The sequence below is a fragment of the Streptomyces sp. NPDC111744 genome, assembly GCF_055634995.1.
In genome coordinates this window covers 393,174-413,658 of the sequence record NZ_JBVKCG010000004.1, presented here as the reverse complement: position 1 = coordinate 413,658, position 20,485 = coordinate 393,174, and the positions used below count along the sequence as shown (strand labels likewise).

The 20,485-nt window shown below is 71.1% G+C and carries 19 protein-coding genes and 2 pseudogenes; 6 read left to right on the top strand and 15 right to left on the bottom strand.

Translation table 11 applies throughout. The features are described 5' to 3' along the window. The first annotated feature begins 65 nt into the window (after nucleotides 1-65). The 3 genes from ACZ7OO_RS12090 (at nucleotide 66) to ACZ7OO_RS12080 (ending at nucleotide 1,831) form a co-directional block, all read left to right on the top strand. Nucleotides 66-836 (top strand): SDR family oxidoreductase, encoded by a 771-nt coding sequence (locus tag ACZ7OO_RS12090; protein WP_471504013.1) that lies wholly within the window; start codon nucleotides 66-68, stop codon nucleotides 834-836. Nucleotides 837-889: 53 nt separating this feature from the next. After that, nucleotides 890-1,012 (top strand): hypothetical protein, encoded by a 123-nt coding sequence (locus ACZ7OO_RS12085; protein ID WP_471504011.1) that lies wholly within the window; start codon nucleotides 890-892, stop codon nucleotides 1,010-1,012. A gap of 192 nt (nucleotides 1,013-1,204) precedes the next feature. Beyond that, nucleotides 1,205-1,831, top strand: a complete 627-nt coding sequence (locus ACZ7OO_RS12080) for a TOPRIM nucleotidyl transferase/hydrolase domain-containing protein (protein ID WP_471504009.1) — start codon at nucleotides 1,205-1,207, stop codon at nucleotides 1,829-1,831. Between the two features lie 283 nt (nucleotides 1,832-2,114). On the opposite strand, the gene ACZ7OO_RS12075 is transcribed toward ACZ7OO_RS12080, so the two are convergent. Beyond that, complete coding sequence (locus ACZ7OO_RS12075) at nucleotides 2,115-2,963, bottom strand: LLM class F420-dependent oxidoreductase (RefSeq protein WP_471504007.1); 849 nt, start codon at nucleotides 2,961-2,963, stop codon at nucleotides 2,115-2,117. 224 nt (nucleotides 2,964-3,187) lie between these two features. Here ACZ7OO_RS12075 and ACZ7OO_RS12070 point away from each other — a divergent pair, with 224 nt between their 5' ends. Continuing rightward, nucleotides 3,188-4,360 carry a right-handed parallel beta-helix repeat-containing protein gene (locus tag ACZ7OO_RS12070; RefSeq protein ID WP_471504005.1) on the top strand — a complete coding sequence of 391 codons (1,173 nt, stop codon included), beginning with the start codon at nucleotides 3,188-3,190 and terminating at the stop codon, nucleotides 4,358-4,360. 75 nt (nucleotides 4,361-4,435) lie between these two features. Here the strand turns inward: ACZ7OO_RS12070 and ACZ7OO_RS12065 are convergent, their stop codons facing one another. From ACZ7OO_RS12065 to ACZ7OO_RS12055, 3 genes are all read right to left on the bottom strand, one after another. Then, the gene (locus tag ACZ7OO_RS12065; protein ID WP_471504003.1) at nucleotides 4,436-6,970 is read right to left on the bottom strand and encodes a hypothetical protein; all 2,535 of its coding nucleotides are present in this window, start codon (nucleotides 6,968-6,970) and stop codon (nucleotides 4,436-4,438) included. Nucleotides 6,971-7,106: 136 nt separating this feature from the next. Then, nucleotides 7,107-7,490, bottom strand: coding sequence for a hypothetical protein (locus ACZ7OO_RS12060; RefSeq protein WP_471504001.1), 384 nt, complete (start codon nucleotides 7,488-7,490; stop codon nucleotides 7,107-7,109). A 129-nt stretch (nucleotides 7,491-7,619) separates the two neighbouring features. Then, nucleotides 7,620-8,672: a chitinase gene (locus ACZ7OO_RS12055; RefSeq protein ID WP_471503999.1), complete on the bottom strand. Its 1,053-nt coding sequence runs from the start codon at nucleotides 8,670-8,672 to the stop codon at nucleotides 7,620-7,622. Between the two features lie 221 nt (nucleotides 8,673-8,893). Here ACZ7OO_RS12055 and ACZ7OO_RS12050 point away from each other — a divergent pair, with 221 nt between their 5' ends. Further along, nucleotides 8,894-9,934: a C40 family peptidase gene (locus ACZ7OO_RS12050; protein WP_471503997.1), complete on the top strand. Its 1,041-nt coding sequence runs from the start codon at nucleotides 8,894-8,896 to the stop codon at nucleotides 9,932-9,934. A gap of 6 nt (nucleotides 9,935-9,940) precedes the next feature. Here ACZ7OO_RS12050 and ACZ7OO_RS12045 read toward each other — a convergent pair. Together ACZ7OO_RS12045 and ACZ7OO_RS12040 are read right to left on the bottom strand one after the other, a co-directional pair. After that, nucleotides 9,941-10,602, bottom strand: a pseudogene (locus ACZ7OO_RS12045) (response regulator). Nucleotides 10,603-10,630: 28 nt separating this feature from the next. Continuing rightward, nucleotides 10,631-10,798, bottom strand: a pseudogene (locus ACZ7OO_RS12040) (sensor histidine kinase); the annotation flags it as partial. 162 nt (nucleotides 10,799-10,960) lie between these two features. Between ACZ7OO_RS12040 and ACZ7OO_RS12035 the strand changes: the two are divergent. After that, nucleotides 10,961-11,914 (top strand): glycoside hydrolase family 26 protein, encoded by a 954-nt coding sequence (locus ACZ7OO_RS12035; RefSeq protein WP_471503995.1) that lies wholly within the window; start codon nucleotides 10,961-10,963, stop codon nucleotides 11,912-11,914. Nucleotides 11,915-11,920: 6 nt separating this feature from the next. On the opposite strand, the gene ACZ7OO_RS12030 is transcribed toward ACZ7OO_RS12035, so the two are convergent. The 9 genes from ACZ7OO_RS12030 to ACZ7OO_RS11990 form a co-directional block, all read right to left on the bottom strand. Continuing rightward, nucleotides 11,921-12,202 carry a hypothetical protein gene (locus ACZ7OO_RS12030; RefSeq protein WP_471503993.1) on the bottom strand — a complete coding sequence of 94 codons (282 nt, stop codon included), beginning with the start codon at nucleotides 12,200-12,202 and terminating at the stop codon, nucleotides 11,921-11,923. Nucleotides 12,203-12,261: 59 nt separating this feature from the next. Continuing rightward, complete coding sequence (locus ACZ7OO_RS12025; RefSeq protein WP_471503991.1) at nucleotides 12,262-13,686, bottom strand: zinc ribbon domain-containing protein; 1,425 nt, start codon at nucleotides 13,684-13,686, stop codon at nucleotides 12,262-12,264. After that, a complete protein-coding gene (locus ACZ7OO_RS12020; RefSeq protein WP_471503989.1) occupies nucleotides 13,683-14,252 on the bottom strand; it encodes a phage tail protein in 570 nt (189 codons plus the stop codon). The genes ACZ7OO_RS12025 and ACZ7OO_RS12020 overlap by 4 nt, the downstream gene beginning before the upstream one ends. Nucleotides 14,253-14,280: 28 nt before the next feature. Beyond that, complete coding sequence (locus ACZ7OO_RS12015) at nucleotides 14,281-16,242, bottom strand: putative baseplate assembly protein (RefSeq protein WP_471503987.1); 1,962 nt, start codon at nucleotides 16,240-16,242, stop codon at nucleotides 14,281-14,283. A 5-nt stretch (nucleotides 16,243-16,247) separates the two neighbouring features. Next, nucleotides 16,248-16,691 (bottom strand): GPW/gp25 family protein, encoded by a 444-nt coding sequence (locus tag ACZ7OO_RS12010; RefSeq protein WP_352221522.1) that lies wholly within the window; start codon nucleotides 16,689-16,691, stop codon nucleotides 16,248-16,250. 40 nt (nucleotides 16,692-16,731) lie between these two features. After that, nucleotides 16,732-18,642: a VgrG-related protein gene (locus ACZ7OO_RS12005; RefSeq protein ID WP_471503985.1), complete on the bottom strand. Its 1,911-nt coding sequence runs from the start codon at nucleotides 18,640-18,642 to the stop codon at nucleotides 16,732-16,734. Continuing rightward, nucleotides 18,642-19,364, bottom strand: a complete 723-nt coding sequence (locus ACZ7OO_RS12000) for a CIS tube protein (RefSeq protein WP_471503983.1) — start codon at nucleotides 19,362-19,364, stop codon at nucleotides 18,642-18,644. Before ACZ7OO_RS12000 ends, ACZ7OO_RS12005 begins: the two co-directional genes overlap by 1 nt. Nucleotides 19,365-19,424: 60 nt before the next feature. Continuing rightward, nucleotides 19,425-19,847, bottom strand: coding sequence for a phage tail protein (locus tag ACZ7OO_RS11995; RefSeq protein WP_093500599.1), 423 nt, complete (start codon nucleotides 19,845-19,847; stop codon nucleotides 19,425-19,427). A gap of 37 nt (nucleotides 19,848-19,884) precedes the next feature. Beyond that, nucleotides 19,885-20,485: hypothetical protein (locus ACZ7OO_RS11990; RefSeq protein WP_471503981.1), on the bottom strand; the 601-nt coding region annotated here is incomplete at its 5' end.

Here is a 20,485-nt window from a genome sequence, read left to right as displayed (position 1 = left end):
GTTCACGGCTGTGGCGCGTCCTATGAGCGACGGACGTTCACAAAGCCGAACGGAGCTCACCAGTCATGTTGCTGAAGGACAGGGTCGCGGTCGTGTACGGCGGAGCCGGTGCGCTCGGGGCCGGGGTGGCGCGGGAGTACACGCTGGCCGGGGCGCGGGTGTTCCTCGCCGGGCGTACGGAGACCACGCTGCGGGAGGTCGCGGCGGAGACCGGCGCCGAGTACGACGTGCTCGACGCGGAGGACGAGGCGGCCGTGGAGGCGCACGCGGCCGCCGTGGTCGAGCGGGCGGGCCGGATCGACGTCTCTTTCAACCTCGTACCGCGGGGGGACCTCCAGGGCGTCCCGCTGACCGAGATGTCGGTCGAGGACTACACCAGGCCGGTGGTGCGAGGCATCGCCTGCCAGTTCATCACCGCCCGGGCGGCCGCCCGCCGGATGGCCGCACAGGGTTCGGGCGTGATCCTCGCCCTGAACAGCGGTTCCCACAACGGCACCCCGATGCTCGGCGGTACCGGCGCCGCCGACGGCGCGATCGACGCGCTGATCCGCCAACTCGCCCAGGAGCTCGGGCCGTCCGGCGTCCGGGTCTGCGGGATCTGGACCGCCGGGGTCACCGACACCCTCACCCCGGAGAAGCTGAGCGCGGCGGGCGCCCCGGCGATGGACGAGGCGGCGGTGGCCGGTATCCGCACCCACCTGGACTCGCTGCGGATGACAAAACGCTCCCCGCGTATCGCGGACATCGCGGCACTGGCGACATTCCTCGCCTCGGACGCCGGAGTCGCCCTCACAGGCACCTGGATCAACGCGACCGCCGGGATGTTCCCGAGCTGACACCGACGGCCCCGGCCGTCGCGAGTGCACGCCATCGTCGCCGCAGCCCGGGCATGGCTCGCCGCCATGCCGAGTGCCACCACCCGGGCCGGGCGCACGACGGCTACATCGGCCTGATCGAGGACGTCGAGGCGGTCGTTCAGCGCGAGGTAGGGCGGCCGTACGAACTCCTGTGACGTTCGTGGAGGGGTTCGCCCGGCCGGCGCAGCGGCTCTCCCTGGTGGGGGAGGCCGGTGGGCTCGCCGTGATCGGCCTTGGTTCCACCGTCGCCGCTACCGGGCGCAAGGACTGACACCCCGGCCACTGATGGCCTCGCGTAGGCGGATATTCCCTGGCATCGACGCCCGCCCTGGGCGGAGACTCGTGCCATGGCGGACATGGGGGCGTTCCGGGAGGCGGTCGCCGGGTGGGCGGGTGGTGGGCCCGAGGGTCCTGCTCGTGAGCTGGTCGATCGGCTGGGAGTGCGGGTCGCCGTGCTGCTCGAAGGGCCGAGCGATGTCGCCGCCGTCGACGCGCTGGCTGCGCGGCGCGGGCGGGAGCCGGCGGCCGAGGGGGTGTGCCTGCTGTCGATGGGCGGTGCGATGAACGTCGGGCGCTACGCCCGCCTCCTCGGACCACCCGGCCTGGGCCTGCGCCTGACCGGGCTGTGCGACGAGCGGGAGCGGCCCTACTACGCCCGCGGCCTGGAGCGGGCCGGTGCCGCACCACACGGGTTCTTCGTCTGCGCCGCCGATCTGGAGGACGAGCTCGTCCGCGCCCTCGGGCCATCCCGGGTCGCCGAACTCGTCCGCGCCGAGGGCGACCAGCGCTCCCTGCAGACCTTCCTCAACCAGCCAGCCCAGCAGGGCCTACCCGCACAGCGGCAGATGCGCCGCTTCCTCGGCACGAAATCGGGGCGGAAGATCCATTACGGCCGGGTCCTCGTCGAGGCCCTGGAACCCGACCGCGTGCCCGCGCCGCTGGACGGGCTGCTCGCCTGCCTTTTGACGGATTGACGGAGCAGCGCGCGAACCCCTGGTGGAGCTGAGCCGTTGATTCGTCGGCAGTCTGCGGCGAGGGTGCCGAGGATCCGGCGATGGCGGACTACCCGGCACGCTCGTGATCGATGAACGCGGTCAACGCGGCCGCAGCTGCGTCAGGTTGCTCGAAAACGGCGCAGAACTGTGGTGTCTCCCCCGCCCTCGGCGCACGCCAAGACGGTCCGCGAGCGCAGCGCCAACACCCGAGCGGTGGTACGCCGCCGCGACCAACCGCCGCGCGTCGCACGCTCCGACTCGGTCAGCCCGCCAGCCCCAGCGCCTCCGCCAGCGCCCGGTACCCCGGCAACGGGTCGGTGTCCTCGGGGTGCAGTAGCTGGAGCGCCACATGGTCGGCGCCCGCCTCCTGGTGGGCGCGGACGCCCTCCACCACCCGGGACGTCTCGCCGTGCAGGATCAGCGCGTCGAAGAGGCGGTCGCTGCCGCCGTCCGCGAAGTCGGTGTCGTCGAAGCCCAGCCGGCGGAGGTTGCTGAGGTAGTTGGTCCGGTTCAGGTAGAAGCCCAGGGTGGCGTCGCCGATGGCGCGGGCCCGGGAGCGGTCCGTCTCCAGGACCACCTTCTGCTCGGGGGCCAGGATCGGTCCGGTGCCGAGGATCTGGCGTGCCTGGCGGGTGTGGTCCGGGGTGACGAGGTAGGGGTGCGCGGCCGCCGCGCGATCGCGGGCCAGGCGCAGTACCCGGGGGCCGAGGGCTGCCAGGGCGCGGCGCGCCACCGGGACGCCGGCCTCGTCGAGGACGTCCAGGTAGTCGTTCAGGGCCTGGTACGGCCGTACGAACTCCTTGTTCGCCTCCGGGTGACCCGCGCCGATGCCCAGCAGGAAGCGGTCCGCGTGGCGCTCGGCGATACGGCGGTACGAACGCGCGACCCCGTCGGCCGGGTTGGCCCAGATGTTCACGATGCCGGTGGCGACGACCAGGGTCTCGGTGGCGTCGAGCAGCCGCTCGACCACGGTCAGGTCGGGGTCGGTCACGTTGCCGAGCCACAGCGTGCCGTAGCCCAGGCGTTCCAGCTCGACGGCGAGTTCGGGCTCGGTGTTCGCCAGGCGCCACACGCCGAAGGCACCCAGGTCGATCCTGTCCGTCTTGTCCATGGTCTCGTTCATATCAGGCGCAACCGAGGGTCAGCGACAGCCATTCCGATCGCCATCGAAATAAGCACCTTCACATCACCGGCGATCACATGTCTGAACAGACTTTACATACATGGCCCTTGACGCGTCCGCGACATCATCTCTAGCTTCGCAGAGAAAGCGCTTTCCGTCTCTATCTCTCCCGCACGTCCGGTCACACCCCTGAACCCGAACGGAGACGAACGATGCATGTGAGACCAGTCATCGCGTCCGTCGGCCTCCTCGCCGGCACGCTCGTCGCACTGTCCGGCACCCCCGCGCAGGCCGCGTCCACCGTGCTGTACGTGTCGCCGAGCGGCACCGACAGTGCGGCCGGCACCCAGTCGGCGCCGACCACGCTCACCTCGGCGATCGGCCGTATCGCCTCCGGCGGCACGATCTACCTGCGCGGCGGGACCTACAACTACTCCTCGACCGTGACCGTCCCGGCCGGCTCCAACGGCACCTCCGGCGCCCTCACCACCCTCTCCGCCTACCCGGGCGAGAAGCCGGTGCTCAACTTCTCGGCGCAGAGCGAGAGTTCCGCCAACCGGGGCATCCAGCTGTACGCCAACTACTGGCACCTGTACGGCCTCACCGTCGAGCACGCCGGTGACAACGGCATCTACGTCGGCGGCAGCGACAACGTCATCGAGCGTGCCGTCACCGCGTACAACCACGACACCGGGCTGCAACTCGGACGGATCTCCTCCAGCACGCCCAGCAGCCAGTGGCCCGCCAACAACCTGGTCGTCAGCTCGGAGTCGCACGACAACGCCGACAGCGACGGGGAGGACGCGGACGGGTTCGCCAGCAAGCTGACCACCGGGACCGGGAACGTCTTCCGGTACGACGTCTCGCACCACAACATCGACGACGGCTGGGATCTCTACACCAAGACCGACACCGGGGCGATCGGGCCGGTCACCATCGAGTACTCGCTCTCCTACGGCAACGGGACGCTCAGCGACGGCAGCCAGAGCGGGAACGGCGACCGCAACGGCTACAAGCTCGGCGGCGACGACATCGCCGTCAACCACGTGGTGCAGCACGACATCGCCTACGGCAACGGGCACCACGGGTTCACCTACAACAGCAATCCCGGCACGATGACCGTCTCCAACAACGTGGGCATCGACAACGCCGAGCGCAACTTCTCCTTCGACAAGGGTACGTCGGTGTTCCGCACCGACACCTCGTGCCGGTTCGCCGTCGACGGCTCCAACGACAAGACCGTCGGCAACACCGACAGCTCCAACCAGTTCTGGACGGGCACCAACGGCTCCCGGTGCGCCTCCTACGCGGGCACCCTCGGCTGGTCCTTCGCCTCGTCCGGCAAGCTGAACGTCACCTTCGGCGGGACCGTCGTCAACCCGTAGCCCCCTCCGCACACGACTCGGCCCGGGTGTCCACAGGGTGTGGACACCCGGGCCGGGTCGTGCGGTGCGCGGGGCTCAGTTCCGTACCGTCAGGTACAGCCAGCCGCCCCAGGTGTCCGCGTTGCTCGTGTCCTTGGTGCTGTGGACGTACTCCGTCCGCACCCGGAACCGCTGGTTCACCGCGTGGGTGAGGGCCAGGTGGGTCACGCCGGTGCTTCCCGGCGCCATCGAGAAGCAGGACGACGTGCCGATGGTGTGCCAGGCGCCGCTGTAGTACTCCTGGGCCTGGAACTTCATGCACTGCCCGGACTTGTCCGGCGTCACCGTGCCCACCACCTGCGGCTGAACGGTGTGGTGGTAGACGCGGTAGGTGACCCCGCTGTAGGTGGTGCTGGTGTCGTAGCCGCCCAGCTTCTCCGCGATCTTCACCTGGGTGGCGGCGGAGTGGGTGGCCGTGGCGGGGGCGTAGCGGTAGTCGCCCGCGAAGGACGCCGTGTAGACGGTGTTGCGGGTGGGCTTGTACGTCGTCTTCAGGTTGCCCTTGCTGTCCACGGTGCCGGTCTTCAGCAGCGTCTTCTTGCCGCCGGCGGGCGTGGCGTAGACCGAGAGCGTACGGCCGTTGTACGTCGCGCCGAGGTGGGCGGTGACGGTCGCCGTCGCGTCGTAGGCGTACGTCGACTTGTCCGTGGTGACCGTGACCGTCGACTTGGCGCGGGACACCTGGACGATCGCCGAGGCGGTGGCCGCCTGGTGGGCCGCGTCGCCCGGGTAGCTCACGGTGTAGGTGTCGGCGCCGCCGACGGCCGGGGTGTCCTTGACCGTGATCGTGCCGTCGGCCGCGACGGGCGCGGTCCAGGTCGCCGGGGTCGTGGTGTTTGCGGCGTCGGTGCGGGTGACGGTGACCGTCTCGCCGGCGGGGTAGGGCGCGTCGCCGAGTTTGCCGCTGAAGGAGAGGGCCGTGGCGCGGGTGGCGGTGGCGGGGGCCTTCAGGGTGAGGGCCGGGGCGTAGGCGGAGACCGTCAGGCTCGGGTCGTCGGCGCTCGGCTCGTGAGTGGCGTCACCCGCGTAGGAGAGGTGGTAGGTGAACCACCCGGCAGCCTCCGGCGCGTCGGTCACCGTGAACTCGTCGGTGGCCGGGTCGACGGTCACCGAGGGGAGCTGGACCGTCTCGTGGGTGTCCTCGTTGATGCGGGACACGTCGATCGTGGTGCCCTGCGGGAAGGTGCCGAAGCCCAGTTCGGCGGTGAGCGTGCCCTTGATGACGACCGAGTGCGGGCTCGCCGAGTCGATCTCCGGGGCCTCGACGGTCGTGGGCAGCCGTGCCACGTACACCTTCAGGTCCGCCGTCGCGGGGCGGTGGGTGGCGTCTCCGGCGTACGACACCCGGTAGGTGTACGTGCCCGCGTCCTGCCTGGTGTCGCTGACGCTGAACGTGCCGTCGGCGCCGACCGTGGCGTCGGGCAGGGCCTCGCCGTCGCGGGTGACCTGGAGGGCGGCCCCGGCCGGGAGGAAGCCCTTGGTGGCGAGGGCGCCGGTGAAGGTGAACTGCTGGGTGGGGACCGCGTACTGGGGCGGGTTCAGGGTGAGGGTGGTGTCGCTGAGCTTCGCGGAGCCGAGCACGTCGAGGGTGTAGGCGCCGGAGGAGTCCTTGGTGACGGCGTAGAGGGTGGTGCCGTCTCCGCCCCACGCCAGGCCGTCCGGGGCGACGGTGGTGCCGGAGGGGAAGGTGACGTGGTTCTCCGCCAGGGTGGAACCGGCGTAGAGGTAGAGGCCCGCGGTGCTGGCCGAGGCGATCGTGCCGTCGGTGTCGATCGCGAGCGAGGCCGGGCCCACGGCGCCGGTGTAGTACGGGGCGGGGTTGGCGCGCAGCAGGTCCGAGGTGCGGTAGATCTCTAGGGCGGGCTGCTGGGTGGCGGCGAGCAGGACCTTGGCACCGTCGGAGGTGACCTGGAGCCCGGTCGCGGTGCCGCCGTAGACGTCCGTGTCGGCCTTGGCGGTCGCCGTGCCCGAGGAGACGTCGAAGGTCGCCACGTGGCTGAGGCTGTTCAGCGGCTCCTCGGCGGCGAGCACTCCGCCGCCGGCCGCCAGCAGCGGCGGGACCGACCAGTGGGACAGGGTGGGCGTGGACACCGTACCGGAGGCGTCGACGGAGCCGATCGCACCCTTGCCGTCGGCCGTTTCGTAGCCGTACCAGACCTTGTCGCCCGCCACGGCGACGGAGACGGGCGCGCTGCCGGTACCGGTCGCGTAGCGGGCGGTCTCCGTCAGGGTCGCGGTGTCGATGGCGGCGACCGCGTCACCGTCGGCGAGGGCCGCGTAGAGGGTGGAGCCGTCGGCGGACAGCGCGAGCCCCGTGGCACCCTGCTCGTCCGCGATGGTGGTGACGGGGTTGCCGGACAGGTCTGTGACCAGGATGCCGGTCGTACCGGTGCCCTGGCTGAAGAAGAGGTGCTGGTGGGCGGGGTCGGCCACCATGTGCGCGTAATGCGACAGCGGGAGTGCCGCAGTGCTGTCTGCCGAGGCGGCAGGTGCGGTGAAGCCGACGGTGGCGGTGGTCAGCCCGACGACGATGGATATCGCCGTCGAGAGCGAGACCTGCTTGAGGCGCATGGAGCTCCGGGGAAACTGGTTTACCTGTGTGCGGAGGCCGGGCGGATGACAACGACCCTCGGTCACGGGGGTGTTCGCCGTAAACCCGTCGCATGTCATGACCTGGCAAAACTTGGAAGCCATCGAAAGCTGTGGGTCAGTCGGCCAGGACCGCGCCGAAGCAGGGGCGGGTGCCCGGGCCCAGCCGCTGGCCCGTGTGCAGGGGGCCGGTGCCGGTGGGGCCGGTCGCGGTGCCGGGGAGGTAGTGGAGGCGGCCCTTCTCGTCGGCCCTGGCAAGGAGTTCGGCCCGGCCGTCGCGGGTGGGGCCGTGTGCCGTGCCCCGGACGACGACCACGGCGCCGGCCTGCTTCCTGCCGCCCACGGTGGCCGACCTGTCGCCGAGGACGAGGTCGCGGTGGCCGTCGCCGTTGAGGTCGTCCGGGAACTTCGCGGTGGCCTCGGCCGCCGGCGCGGTGAGCGCCGGCGGCGTCCGCCCCGAGGCGGGGAGCGCGGCGGCGAGCAGAACGGTGCGCGTGCGCAAGGGGTCCCCCGTGGACGAGACATGGATGAGTCGTGGATGAGTGCGGATGGTGCCGGTGCTACTGCGAAGACCCCTGGGGACGGCGCTGGGTTGTACGGGATTTCGGTGAACTCCGAGGTGGCTGCGGCCCTACGGCCGGCGACCCGCGAAGTGGGCGAAGGTGTGGCTGAAGTACCAGGTGTCCTGGGCGATCCCGGAGCAGGAGTTGGAGCCGCCGGTGCCGACGCAGCCGCCGTTGTCGCGCTGGAGGGCCCAGAAGGAGAGGGTGTCGATGCCCCGGGCGGCGGCCCAGTGCTCGACCTGTACGGCGTTCTGGGTGGTGAAGGTCTCCTCGGGGCCGTAGTCGTCGATGCCGGGCATCTCGGTGACGCCGACCATGCCCCACAGCTCCTTGGAGCTCTTGTACGGGTAGAGGGCGGCGAGTTGGGCGTGCAGGCCGTCGGCCGCGGTCGTGGTGTCGGCGGCCATGTCGTGGGTGGCGCCGTCGTAGTAGTCGAAGGTCATGATGTTGACGACGTCCACGCGCGCGTGGTGGGCGACGGCGTTCTGGAGGACGGCCAGGCCGTTGGCCTCCAGGCCCTTGGTCGTGGTCGGCAGGGTGTAGGAGAACTGGAGCGGGTGGCCAGTGCGGTCGGCCCAGTGCTCCGCCTTGGCGATCGCCTGGTTGCGGCGGTCGATTCCCGCGGTGTCGGCGAGGGAGTCGGCCTCGATGTCGAGGTCGATGCGGGAGATGCCGTACGTCGTGACGAGCTTCTCGTACACCCCGGCGATGGCGTCCACGTCGGTGCAGCTGTCGGCGAGTTCGGTGCCGGTGGTGTCGGCGCCGTAGCCGCCGAAGGAGGGGATGGCGTTGCCGCCGCGGGACTGGAGGGTGGCGATGTCGGCGCCGAAGGTCGACCCGGAGATGGGCTGGGTGGTGTCGCCGTTCCAGTCGGCGGTGCAGGAACCCGCGTTGGGCGTCTGGAGGAAGGCCAGGGTGAGGTACTTGTTTCCGGACTCGGCGGCGAGCGCGGCGGGGCTCTGGCCGGTCCAGGCCTCGACGTAGGGTGCCGCGACCCGCGCGGGCATGGGCTTCACGGCGGGGTGCGGGGAGGCGTGCGCGGCGCCTGACCCGAGCGCAACGAGCGCGGTGGACAGGGCGGTTGCGGTCAGGGCGGCGTGCAGGGCACGAGTGCGTCTCATGGACGCCCATATTTGGACTAGACCAATTTACTGTCAAGGTTCCTTACAATCGCCGGCGCGGCACCCTCAACCCGATCGGTGGAGAACGCCAGTTGGCAGCCGGTGGCCGGATCTTTTCCATGCGGAGATTTGAACTGAACATAAGAGAGTCATTACTGTCTGGGATCCGTACTACAAGTTGATCCTTCGCTCGACTCTTCGCTCGGAAGGAGCTCGCCTCCGTGGCGTTCCACCGTCGTCCCAAGCAGCCGAGCCGTGCTCGCGTCACCGTGCTCACCACCGCCGCCGCTGCCGCCATGGCCCTCTCCTCGCAGGCGGCCGACGCCGCGCCCGGCGAGAAGCCGGGCAAGGACGAGGTGAAGTCCCGGGTGGACAAGCTGTACGAGGAGGCCGAGCAGGCCACCGAGAAGTTCAACGGGGCCAAGGAGAAGCAGGAGAAGCTCCAGAAGCAGATATCCGCGCTGCAGGACTCGGTCGCGCGCGGTCAGGACGAGCTCAACGCACTGCGGGACGGCATCGGCGGCATGGCCACCGCCCAGTACCGCAGCGGCGGCCTCGACCCGTCCCTCCAGCTGTTCCTCTCCGCCGACCCGGACGACTATCTGGACAAGGCGGCCACGCTGGACCAGCTGAGCGGCCAGCAGGTCGAGTCGCTGAAGAAGATCCAGGCCAAGCAGCGTGAGCTGGCCCAGGAGCGGGCGGAAGCCACCGGCAAGCTCAAGGACCTGGCCGCCACCCGCACCGAACTCGGGGCGAAGAAGAGGGAAGTTCAGGCCAAGCTGGCCGAGGCGCAGAAGCTGCTCAACAGCCTCACCGCCGCCGAGAAGGCAGCGCTCGCCGCGGAGCAGGACCGCGCCAGCCGTTCGTCCAGCGAGCGGGTGGACCTGGGCGACGACACCTCCGCCACCGGCCGGGCCGCGGCCGCCTTCGCCGCCGCCAAGACCAGACTGGGCACGCCGTACGTCTACGGCGCCACCGGCCCGTCCTCCTTCGACTGCTCGGGCCTGACCTCCTGGGCCTACGCGCAGGCCGGGGTCTCCATCCCGCGTACCTCCGAGTCGCAGACGACGATCGGCACCAGGATCTACTCGACGTCCGACCTCCAGGTCGGCGACCTGGTCTTCTTCTTCAACGACCTGCACCACGTCGGCCTGTACGCGGGCAACGGGCAGATCCTGCACGCCCCGCGCACCGGCACGGTCGTCCGTTACGAGTCGATGAGCACCATCGGCGGGCCGTTCATGTTCGGCGTCCGGGTGTGACGGACGTCAGCGGGACCTGATCCTGGCGTCCTCCAGACAGTGCAGGACCGCCGCGACCCGCGGTCCACCCGGTGGGCCGGGGACAGGTCGAGCTTGGCGAAGACGCTCCGGATGTGCTTGTGCACGGCGCCGTCGGTGACGACGAGGCGTTCGGCGATCGCGGAGTGGCCGAGGCCCTCGGCCACCAGGGGGAGTACGTCGCGTTCGCGCGGGCTCAGCCGTTCCAGGCGGGTGTCCTGGCGGGAGCGGGTGAAGAGCTGGGCGACGACCTCGGGGCCGATCGCGGTACCGCCGTCCGCCACCCGGTGCAGCGCGTCGAGGAACTCCTCGACCCGGCCCACCCGTTCCTTCAGCAGATAGCCCAGACCGCCGACCCTGCCGGTGAGCAGCTGGGTGGCGAAGCTCCGCTCGACGTACGCCGACAGGACGAGCACGGCGAGGCCGGGGTGGCGGCGCCGGGCCTCCACAGCTGCGCGGATCCCCTCGTCGGTGTGGGTGGGCGGCATCCTGACGTCGGGGATGGCGATGTCCGGGCGGTGGGTGTCGATGGCGGCCAGGGCGTCGTCGGCCGTTCCGCTGGTGGCCGCCATGTCGAGGCCCTCGGCGCGCAGCAGCAGGGCGAGGCCCTCACGGAGCAGCGGGTCGTCCTCGGCCATCACGATCCGCAGGACGCGCTCCGCGTTGTGCACGACGTCGGGTTCCACAGGGCAGTTCCACTTCCAGGGTGGTCGGGCCGCCTGCCGGGCTGGTCAGGCGGAGGGTGCCGTCGTGCGCCGCGACCCGGCGGCGGATGCCGGTCAGCCCGGAGCCGCCGGCCGAGTCGGCGCCGCCCCGGCCGTCGTCGGTGACGGTCAGGGTGAGCCGCCGGCCGCCGTCCCGACCGGGACTGGATCCGCACCCTGACCGAGCGGGTCGGGCTGGCCGACCGGCTCCACCAGCGCCCCGCCGGGGCCGCCCGCTTCGCACAAAGTTCGAAGATGTCCGCACGGCGCACACCGCCGCCCCGGAACGGCCAGACTGCACCCCATGGCTCGTCTGAGGTTCGCCCTCGTCCTCGCGATGGTCACCCTCCTCCTGCTCCCCGTCTCCCGGCCGGAGACCCCCCGCCCCTCCGCCGCGCCCGGCCCCTTCGGGGCGTACGTCGGTTATGGCGCCGAAGGGGTACGGCGGGTGAGCGACCTGGGCGCCTGGCTCGGACCCGACGAACCCCGGGTCGGACACACCTATCTGCCCGGTGACGTGTGGCGGAACGTCGAGGGCGCCCCGGACTTCGTACGGCTGTGGGCACGGTGGCGGCGGGCCGAGCGGGACCGGCTGCTCGTGCTCAACGTGCCGATGCTGGAACGGACCGAGGACCATCTGCCCGACGCCGAAGTGCGACGCCGACTGCGCCTCGGGGCAGGCGGGGTGTACGACGGCCACTTCCGGGCGCTGGCCCGGCGGCTGGTGGCGGTCGGCGCCCCGGACACCGTCGTCGTGCTCGGCTGGGAGATGAACGGGGTGACGTACACCCACCGCTGCGGGCCGGACCCGGCCGCCTGGAAGGCGTACTGGGTGCGGATCGTCACGGCGATGCGGTCGGTGCCGGGCCAGCGGTTCCGGTTCGACTTCGCGCCCAACCGGGGGCGGGACGCGATCCCCTGGACCCGGTGCTATCCGGGGGACCGGTTCGTGGACGTCATCGGCATGGACGCCTACGACTCCCCGCGCGGGACGTCCTTCGCGGAGCAGGTCGCGGAGCCGTACGGGCTGCGGGCGCAGGTGGAGTTCGCCCGCGCCCACGGGAAACCGGTCTCCTATCCCGAGTGGGGGCTGTACGAGAACGGCGACGATCCGGCGTATCTGCGAGGCATGCTGGAGTGGTTCGCGAGCAACAGGCCCGTCTACCAGACGATCACCGACTACTGCCCGCACGGGGTGTGGCGCTGCCGCGACAACCCCCGGTCCACGGCCGTCTACCGGTCCCTGATAAGGAAGTAGTGATCTTCAGCCCTGCGCGCTGGGCCCGCGCTTCCTCGATCTGAGGCGGGCGAAGAGCCAGAGGAACAAGCAGGAGAACAGAAGGCCCCCCACTAGGTCGATCACGGCGTCCAGCAGCTTCCCGGCGGAGAATCCGGACCCCGAGGCGAGGGCGAAGGCGAGGAAGAGCAGGGCGCCGAGGAACTTGAGCAGCGTGTTGCCGACCATCAAGAAGGCCACGGGTGTCAGCGGTACGTCGCGCCAGCTCTTGCGCGCGGTGCGTCTCCTCCCTGCGTCGTCCCTGTCCATGGCCGGATTCTTGCATCACCGTGAACCCGGTGAGGCCTCCGTTGCCCTGCGTCATCCCTTCAGGAGGAGTTCGCACTCGACGGGCCGAAGAACTCGATCTCCGCGATGGCCACTTGGGTGCGGCTCGATTCCTGGTACGCCGACTCGATCGTGAAGCGGACGGAAATGACGTTCTTCGCGCGGAAGTCGCGGGTCTGGCCGCCGGCCGTCTGGTCGAGGGTGATCTCCCGGGTCTCCGTCTTGCCGTCGGACGTCTTGATGGTCGCCTTCATCCGGTGCGGCAGCGCCGACTTCTTCAGCTGGTCGAAGTGGGTCGACTCGCCGGAGGTGATGACGACGTTCAGCAGGGGGGTCGGTTCGTTGAAGCGGGCCTCGAGCCACTCGCCCTCGCCGCCCTGGACGACGCCGGGGCCCCACCAGGTGTTGTTCAGCTTGTCGAAGACGAGGTCCGGCTTGTGACCGGCGTACGAGCGGGACGCGCTGACCTTGTCCGGGGAGACCTGGGCGCGCTTGGCGAAGTGGTCGCGGGTGGCGCTCACCGCGTTCGGGATGTTGATCACCAGGACCGTGACGAGGGCGATGACGACGGCCGCGACGATCCAGCTCAGCACGCGGTCGAAGGTGCGGCGGAGGCGGGGGCGGTCGCCGGCCCAGGGGGTCTCGCGGTTGCGGAAGTCGAAGATGCGGCGCCACCAGGGGCGGCGGGCCGCAGGGTCGGTGTGGCCGTTGCCGGCCATGGGCATGGCGCAGCGGGTGCAGAAGTGGCGGTCGGGGCGGTTGGGGGTGGCGCACCAGGGGCAGGGGGTGCCGCCGTGGGCGCCGAGGTCTTCGCCGGGGGCGCGGACGGCCTGCGGGCGCTGGGGGGTGGGGCGGCCGGGGAGTACGGGGGTGATGGAAGGGGGCGCCGGGGCAGGGGGGTTCGGGTCCGTTACGGGGATGAGCAGGCGGCGGGCTCGGTCGTGGTCGCCTTCGGCGGGTCCCTGCGGGGGCTGGGGGGCGTCGGGGGCTTGTGGAGTGGGGGTGGGTGCAGAGGTGGACGTGGGTGCGGGGATGGGGGTGGTTTCGGCCGTGGGTGTGGTGGCGGGCAGTGGGGGCTGGTCGCGCTCACGCGGCGGTAGCCGCACATCCGAATCAGCCCCGCGCCCCTGAAGGGGCGCTGTCGTTGCCGTTCCTCGTAGGTCCCGCTGGGCGGAGGCCAAGCCCGTGACGCCGTCACTGCGAGTGAAGGCGTCCCAGCCCGGGGCGGCCGAACCAGGTGCGGACGCCGAACCCGGGGCCGGAGTCGGTGCCGAAGCCGGGGCCGGAGTCGGTGCCGAAGCCGGGGTCGGGGTCGGGGTCGGGGTCGGGGTCGGTGCAAGGGTGGCGGGCTGTTGGGGCTCGCCCCCCGTCGCCGCCCAGCTCAGTACCGAGCCGCACGCGTCGCAGAAGGACTGGCCCGGTTCCGCGACCGTGCCGCACTCCGTGCAGTTCCGGTTGGTCGTCATCGCTGCGGGGTCCTTTCGGCGGACGAAGAAGAAGCGGTCACCTGGACCGTGTAGGGCATATGAGCGGGGCGGGCTGCGGCCACGAGGTGTTCCAGGCGGACCTCGTCGGCCGGAGTGGGGGAGGGGAGCGTGAGGTGGACGTGCAGGCGGGGGCGGGGTTCCCCTGGGACGGGGCCCAGCGGGCGGGCGCTCCAGTCGGCGCCGCCGCTCTCCGTGATCTCCGGTGTCACGCCGAAGGCCAGCCGGACCGTTTCGGAGAGACCTCGGCGGGTGCCCCGGATGCGGTGCAGATGCGCGGCTGCCGCCACGGCCGCGCGCAGCAGGGGTTCCGCTTCCGTGCCGTCCGTCTCCGCGCCGACCCACGTGCCGAGCCATTCCGCGAAGTCCAGCGGGGCCAGGGCCGGGTCGAAGTAGCTGGGCAGGCAGTCGAGGGCGTTCGGGATCGGGGCGATCACGTCGTCCAGGCCGGCTACGAAGCGCAGCGCGAGGTCGTCGTCGGCGAAGACCGCCGGGAGCATCGCGCCGATGGGGGCGGAGGAGCCGAGGCCGTCGATGGAACCTCTCAACGGACGTCTCCTGTCGATTCCTTGACGGTCATTCGCCGATCACCCGGACCCGGTGGTCGTAGGAGAAGACCAGGGACGGGGCGTCCAGGTCGATACGGTCGGTGGGGTCGCCGCGCTTGCCGTTGAGCGGGTCGGCGGGGTGCAGCACGACCTCGTCGACGAGCTCGATGCCGGGGACGCGTTGCAGCACCGCGAAGATTTCGCCCGACTGCACCGGGCGCCCGAACGGCCAGCCCTTGCCGTCCGCGCCGCCGGTGAGGGGGTCGAGGTGGCGGTAGAGGGCGTCGTGGGCCTGACGGCGGACCCGGTCGACGTCCACGCCACGGAAGGCATGGACGGTGGCGACGACGGTGACGCCCTGGTAGAACGGCGGCCCGACGGCCAACCGGGTGCCGATCAGCCGGCGTTCGTCCAGGTGGCGGGTGATGCGGTCCAACAGGGCGTCGCCGGGGACGAGTTGCTCGAAGCGGAGACGGCCGCCGGGGTCCGGAACCGCCTGGGGCACGACCAGCACCCGTACCGCGTACGCCCCGTGCTCGCCCTCCTCGCCCTCGAGGCAGGTGATCCGGGCCGTCTCGGGAGCGGCGCGGCGGGCCAGCTCCTCGTAGTCGCGCAGGGTCACCGCCCGCTCCTGGGCGCGCAGGGTGATCGGGGCGCGGACCTTCGCCTCGGCGACCGTCTCGCCGTCCACTCCCCCGCGCGCGGCCTCCCGGTTGACGACCTCCGAGACATACGGGATGGAGGAGCGCAGAATCTGTACGGCCCCTCGCGCCACGTTGCCGTCCCGGCCGCCGCCCGTGCGGTAGCGGCGGGCCCGGATGACCGCCCCCTTCGGGGCGACCGCGCCGTACTGGCGCAGTGAGCCGTCCGGTTCGCGGACCGCGGGGCCGAAGGCGATCTCGCCGGTGGTCGCGTCGAGGGTGAGGTGCCGGTCGTACGGGCCCGAGGCCGCGAAGTGCGGGACGACCTGCCAGTCCACCCAGCCGCCCTCGCCGTCGTGCTCGGCGGTCTGGAGGAGGAGCGGCGGGGTGTCCCCGACGACGGGCGCGTGGGCCAGCCGCAGCCGCTGGCCGGGCAGGCCCGTCGACTCGCCGAGCGCCTCGTCCTCCACCGTCTCCGCGTGTACGGCCGCGGTCGTGCCGCCCACGGTGCAGGCCTCGACGAACCGGACCGTCGGAGAAGTCGTGTAGAAGGGCTGGTCGGAACGCGGCTCGGTGACCCGGCAGCGCAGCCAGCTCGCCTCCAGGCCACCGTTGCGGGACAGGACGTGACCGCCGGGGACGTGCAGCACGACCTCGCCGGGGCGGTTGAGGCCACCCGTGCCGTCCCGGTCGACCTCGCACTCCCGCCAGCCGTCCTCCGTCCACGCCTCCCACACCAGCGGGGGCTGCCGCGGGTCCACGCCGACACCGTCGACCCGGCTGTCCAGATCGAGGGCGACCGCGCAGTGCGGGACGGCGGCGGAGAGGCCGAGCAGCATGCAGTCACCGGGGTTCGGGGACTCGGCGAAGCACAACAGGTCCTTGCCCTCGGCAAGTTCGTGGGTGAGGTCGACGACGGCCGAGCCGTGCTGCTGCCGCAAGAGGTGCCGCAACTCGCTCGGCACGATGGTCAGTTCGCGTTCGGTCGCGAACACCACCGCCTCCTGTGTCTCGGTACGGCGGGTCGCCACCTCGGTGCCGACCGGCACCGGAACCGGATCCTCCTGGGCCGCCGACAGCCAGAACGTCACGTCCGTACGGGCCGCCGACGGCGGGAACAGTGTGATGCCGACCAGGTCCAGGAAGGCGAGATGGTTCTTCTCCGGGACCCGGTTGAGGCGGTACACGATCTGGTCGGCCATGTGCGCGACCGTCTCCACCAGCGTGATGCCGGGGTCGGAGACGTTGTGGTCGGTCCACTCCGGGGCGCGCTGCTGGATGTAACGCTTGGCGTCGTCGACGAACTGCTGGAAGCGCCGGTCGTCGAGGTTCGGGGAGGGCAGGGCCATCGGGATCAGCGGTCGCTTTCCGAGGAGTCCGAGGAGCCGGGAGGCAGGTCCGGCTCGTCGTGGGAGGGGATGACGTAGAAGGGGAAGACCAGGCTGCGCGGATTGTTGGTGCCGCGGATCGAGTAGCGGACGTCGATCATCAGCACGCTCGGGTCGGCGCCGGTGGTGACCTCGACGTCCTCGACCTCGATCCTGGGCTCCCAGCGGTCGAGGCTGACGTACACCTCGTGCTGGATACGGCCTGCGGTCTGCTCGTTGACGGGGGCGAAGACGAGGTCGTGGATGGCGCAGCCGAACTCCGGCCGCATCGGGCGTTCGCCGGGGGCCGTGGAAAGGATGAGGCGGATGGCCTCTTCCACCTCCTTCTCGCCGCTGACCAGGGCGATGCCACCGGTGGGGCCGATACGCAACGGGAACGACCAGCCGGAGCCAACGAACTGCTCTGCCATCAGCCCCGCACCCGCCCCTCCGGGAAGACCTCGCGCCCGCTCATGCCGGGATCACCATCACGGTCAGTCCGCCCATCATCAGGTTGCCCAGGACCGGCACCTCCGGGGCCTGGATCGCCACGGTGGCGAGGGAGCTGATCGCGACGGCGGCGTTGCCGCGCAGCGACAGGGCGGCGTTGGCCATCACGTTCACGGCGGCGGCGTTCACGGAGACCGCGCCCGCCGGGGACTTGATGTCGACGAGTTCCGCGCTCTGGATGGACAGCGGTCCCCCGCTCCTGAGGCTGAGCGCGCCCCCCGCCTTCAGGGACAGGTTGGCGCCGGCCTCGACCGACACCGACCTGCTGCCCTTGATGGAGACGCTGCCCTTGCTGTCCACGGTGATCTCTGTCTTCTGCCGGTCCAGGAAGACGGTCAGTCTGTCGTCGCCGCTGGCCAGCCGGACGCCCTGTTTGCGGCCCCGCTGGTCGAGCAGGTCCATGCGGTTGCCGACCCGGTCGGAGACGGTGTGGCGGGTGGCCCGGCCGCGCATGCCGTCGTGGAGCGGTACGTCCTTGACCCGGGTCGGCTTGTCCTTGCCGTTGTAGAGGCCGCCGATGACGTACGCGTGGTCCAGGGCGCCCCGGTCGAAGGCGACGAGCACCTCGTCACCGACGTCCATCGGGAAGACCCCGCCGCCGCGCACCCCGCCCCACTGCATGGTCCGGGTCCAGTCGCTGACGTAGGTGTCGTCCAGCCACGGGAACTTGAGCTTCACCCGCCCCTGCTGCAGTGGGTCCTGTACGTCGGTGACCAGGGCCTGGGCCACGCTGAGCTGCCGGTCGGCGCCGGCGCCCGAGGCACCGCCGGAGGCCACGCCGTACAGCGACCGCCACTGCCGGCCGCTGACCGTCACCCAGGTCTCGTAGTGCTTGGCGTCGCCGAAGACATGCCGTACCGAGGTGACCGTGTACTTCCCCTCGAAGGGGTCGCCGACGTCCGCGAGCGCCACCGGAACCCCCGGCCGCAGCTTCGGGTTGCCCCGGACGACCACCTCCACCTCGGCGAACGTCGACGTGACGTCGTCGGAGAGGGCGTCGGCCGCGTACTTCACCTCGGACTGCTTGTCGTACGGCGTGCGCGTCTCGACCAGCTTCGACGTCTTGAACTCGCCGGCCGCGTCACCCGGGGTGGTGCCGATGCTGTAGCCGGTGTTGGCGGCGGGTGTCACGGTCGCCGTGAGCGTCTTCTTCGTCCGTACGTCCCAGCCGCGCGACTCGACCTTGTTCACCTGGTCGGAGGCGGTGACCGCGGTGCGCAGCCGCAGGATGTCGTGCCCGGCCTCCAGTACGAACGGGCTCTTGTCGCCGTCGGTCTGCGGCGACGGCGCCCCCGAGGCGCTCTTCTGCTTCACGAACTGGAACTTGCCGTCGGCGTCCACCGACATGACCATCTCGTTCTCGTCGGCCAGCCGGGCCAGGAAGTCCCAGTCGCTGACGTTCGACTGGCTGATGAACTCGTAGACGGTCTTGGTGGCCTGGATCCGCCCGATCGGCACGCCGTCCTGCGCGGCCAGCTTGCGGGCGATGTCGGAGGCGGTCTGGTTGCGGTAGGCGACCACGCGGCGCTGCCGCATCAGCCGGAACCCGTAGTCGTAGCCCCGGACCACCGCATAGCTGCCGGTGCCGTCGTACTCGGCCTCCATCCCCGTGACCTCGCCGGTGAGCAGCGGGTCACCGGTGCCCTGACCGTCGGAGACCGGCGTGATCACCACCGGGGTGCCGAACTGGACGTCCAGCTTGCCCAGCAGCTTGCGGGACGGGTCGCGGAAGGTCAGCTGGAAGGCGGCCGGTACCCCGACGCCCTGGTCCACGTGGGCGTCGACGAGGTACCGCCCGTACTCCGAGGTGGCGGTCAGTTCCTTGCCGCCGATGACGACCTTGACGACGTTCGAGAAAGCGTGCTTCACCATCAGGACCGCACCTCCTCGGCGGCGGGCAACACCAGTTCCGTCCCCGCGGGCAGCCACCCCGGGTCGTCGATATCGTTCGCGTCCGCGATCGCCCGCCAGGCGGCCGCGTTGCCGTACTCCCGCCAGGCCAGCGACTGCAGCGAGTCCCCGGCGACGACCCGGTGCACGCGCTGCGCGGTGAGCGCGCCGGACGTCGGGTTCTGTCCCGCGGTCTTGCTCGGGATCTCGTGCAGCTGAAGCCGGCAACTGGCCCGGATCGGCATCCCGCTCGTCCCGAACAGGGAGTAGGAGACATCGACGGAGGCGACGTACGCCGTGAAGTGGGCGGTCGAGAACGAGCCCCACTGGAACACCACCCAGGGCGGCGACGGCTGCTTGGCCGCGATGCTCTTGCTGGTGACCTCGCAGCAGGCCAGCAACGACTCCACCTTCTTCATCACGTCGTTGCTGTCCGGGTCGTCGGACCGGTCCAGGAAGATCTCCACGCTCATCTCGCGCGGGTGGGTGCCGAGGAACTCCGGCAGCGCGCCGTCCCGTTCGATCGGCGCCGCCGACGACTTCCAGTCCGCCCGGCGGGCGATCGACAGCTCCGCCGGGTTGAACTCGAAGCCGAACGTCTTGATGATGCCGCCCGGGCTGGTACCGGTGCCCACGGGCGGTTCATGAATCGCGAGGGTGGCCCGCACGAGGCTCTTGCCGGCGCCCCGGCTGCTCCTGGCCATGATCTGATCTGCCTCTCAGTCCGCTCTGCTCGCTCTGTCAGCTCAGTCAGCTCAGTCGGCTCAGTCGGTGAAGCCGTGGTGGGCGATCTCCAGGACCTCCGTGGCCACGGACGGATTGCCCGCGTCCAGGGACGGCCCCTGCCAGCTCACCGGCAGCACGTCGAGCAGCCCCCACCGGGCCACCTCCGAACCGTCCGCGCGCAGCGCCGTGATCTGCCCGGTGGGCCGCTCGATCCCCGTCTGCACGGACGAGATCCACTTCGCGACCTTCGAGGTGTCCGGGGTGAGCGGGCGGGTCAGCCGGATGTGGGAGAAGGTGACACGGGTCGGCAGCTGCCACACGAACCCGTTGTTCCCGCCCTCCTGCCGCTGCTCGATCTCCACCTGCGACGACAGTCCCTCGCACCCGTTGAAGTAACCGAGGTCCTCACCGTCGATGGAGAGGCTGAACCAGACTGTGGTTCCCGGGTCCTGGCGATCCATCGGGGGCCTTTCTGTGGGTGGTGCGCGGTCGTCGTGGTCAGGGCCGGAAGTCGCGGAGCTTTCCTACGCGTTCGCGGTCGCGGCGGAGTTCGGTGCGGACGTGCCGGGTGACCCGGTCGATGATCCGGTGGACGAGGGCGTCCACCTGGAACTCGGTGAGCGCACGGGGGTCGAACCCGCCCGCCTCGACCGCCGTGTATCCGGGCGGCGGCTCGTCGGAGGACGAGCCGGAACCGGAGCCGGAGGACGAGGATGGCGGTTCGTAAGGAGGTGGCGGCTGTCTCCCGGCCTGGGTGAGGGAAGCCTCGGGGCGGCCGGCGGTGATTGTCGTGCTGGTGACCGGCGCCGTTTTCAGGGTGCTCGTGGGGATGTCGACGGGCAGGGCGGTGGGCAGAGCGTCGCGCTGGATGGTGGTGGGGCGGTTGAGGGGGGCGACGGGGAGGGGAGTGGTGGCGGAGATCGAGGTGAGGGGGCGCAGGGGGACGGGGTGAGCGGGTGTGGGGGCGGCGGTCGGCTTCACCGGCAGGGGGGCGTTGGCGGCGGGAGTCGCGGCTCGCTGCACGAAGGGGGGCAGGGGCGCCGCCGTCGGTCCGATGAGGGGCGCGGCACCGGCGCCCGGCTGGACTGACGGGGAGACG

Bases quoted from the DNA above. Each gene is read 5' to 3' on its own strand.
- ACZ7OO_RS12090 (WP_471504013.1), top strand. From the start codon at position 66: ATGTTGCTGAAGGACAGGGTCGCGGTCGTGTACGGCGGAGCCGGTGCG.
- ACZ7OO_RS12085 (WP_471504011.1), top strand. From the start codon at position 890: ATGGCTCGCCGCCATGCCGAGTGCCACCACCCGGGCCGGGCGCACGAC.
- ACZ7OO_RS12080 (WP_471504009.1), top strand. From the start codon at position 1,205: ATGGCGGACATGGGGGCGTTCCGGGAGGCGGTCGCCGGGTGGGCGGGT.
- ACZ7OO_RS12075 (WP_471504007.1), bottom strand. From the start codon at position 2,963: ATGGACAAGACGGACAGGATCGACCTGGGTGCCTTCGGCGTGTGGCGC.
- ACZ7OO_RS12070 (WP_471504005.1), top strand. From the start codon at position 3,188: ATGCATGTGAGACCAGTCATCGCGTCCGTCGGCCTCCTCGCCGGCACG.
- ACZ7OO_RS12065 (WP_471504003.1), bottom strand. From the start codon at position 6,970: ATGCGCCTCAAGCAGGTCTCGCTCTCGACGGCGATATCCATCGTCGTC.
- ACZ7OO_RS12055 (WP_471503999.1), bottom strand. From the start codon at position 8,672: ATGAGACGCACTCGTGCCCTGCACGCCGCCCTGACCGCAACCGCCCTG.
- ACZ7OO_RS12035 (WP_471503995.1), top strand. From the start codon at position 10,961: ATGGCTCGTCTGAGGTTCGCCCTCGTCCTCGCGATGGTCACCCTCCTC.
- ACZ7OO_RS12030 (WP_471503993.1), bottom strand. From the start codon at position 12,202: ATGGACAGGGACGACGCAGGGAGGAGACGCACCGCGCGCAAGAGCTGG.
- ACZ7OO_RS12025 (WP_471503991.1), bottom strand. From the start codon at position 13,686: ATGACGACCAACCGGAACTGCACGGAGTGCGGCACGGTCGCGGAACCG.
- ACZ7OO_RS12015 (WP_471503987.1), bottom strand. From the start codon at position 16,242: ATGGCCCTGCCCTCCCCGAACCTCGACGACCGGCGCTTCCAGCAGTTC.
- ACZ7OO_RS12010 (WP_352221522.1), bottom strand. From the start codon at position 16,691: ATGGCAGAGCAGTTCGTTGGCTCCGGCTGGTCGTTCCCGTTGCGTATC.
- ACZ7OO_RS12005 (WP_471503985.1), bottom strand. From the start codon at position 18,642: ATGGTGAAGCACGCTTTCTCGAACGTCGTCAAGGTCGTCATCGGCGGC.
- ACZ7OO_RS12000 (WP_471503983.1), bottom strand. From the start codon at position 19,364: ATGGCCAGGAGCAGCCGGGGCGCCGGCAAGAGCCTCGTGCGGGCCACC.
- ACZ7OO_RS11995 (WP_093500599.1), bottom strand. From the start codon at position 19,847: ATGGATCGCCAGGACCCGGGAACCACAGTCTGGTTCAGCCTCTCCATC.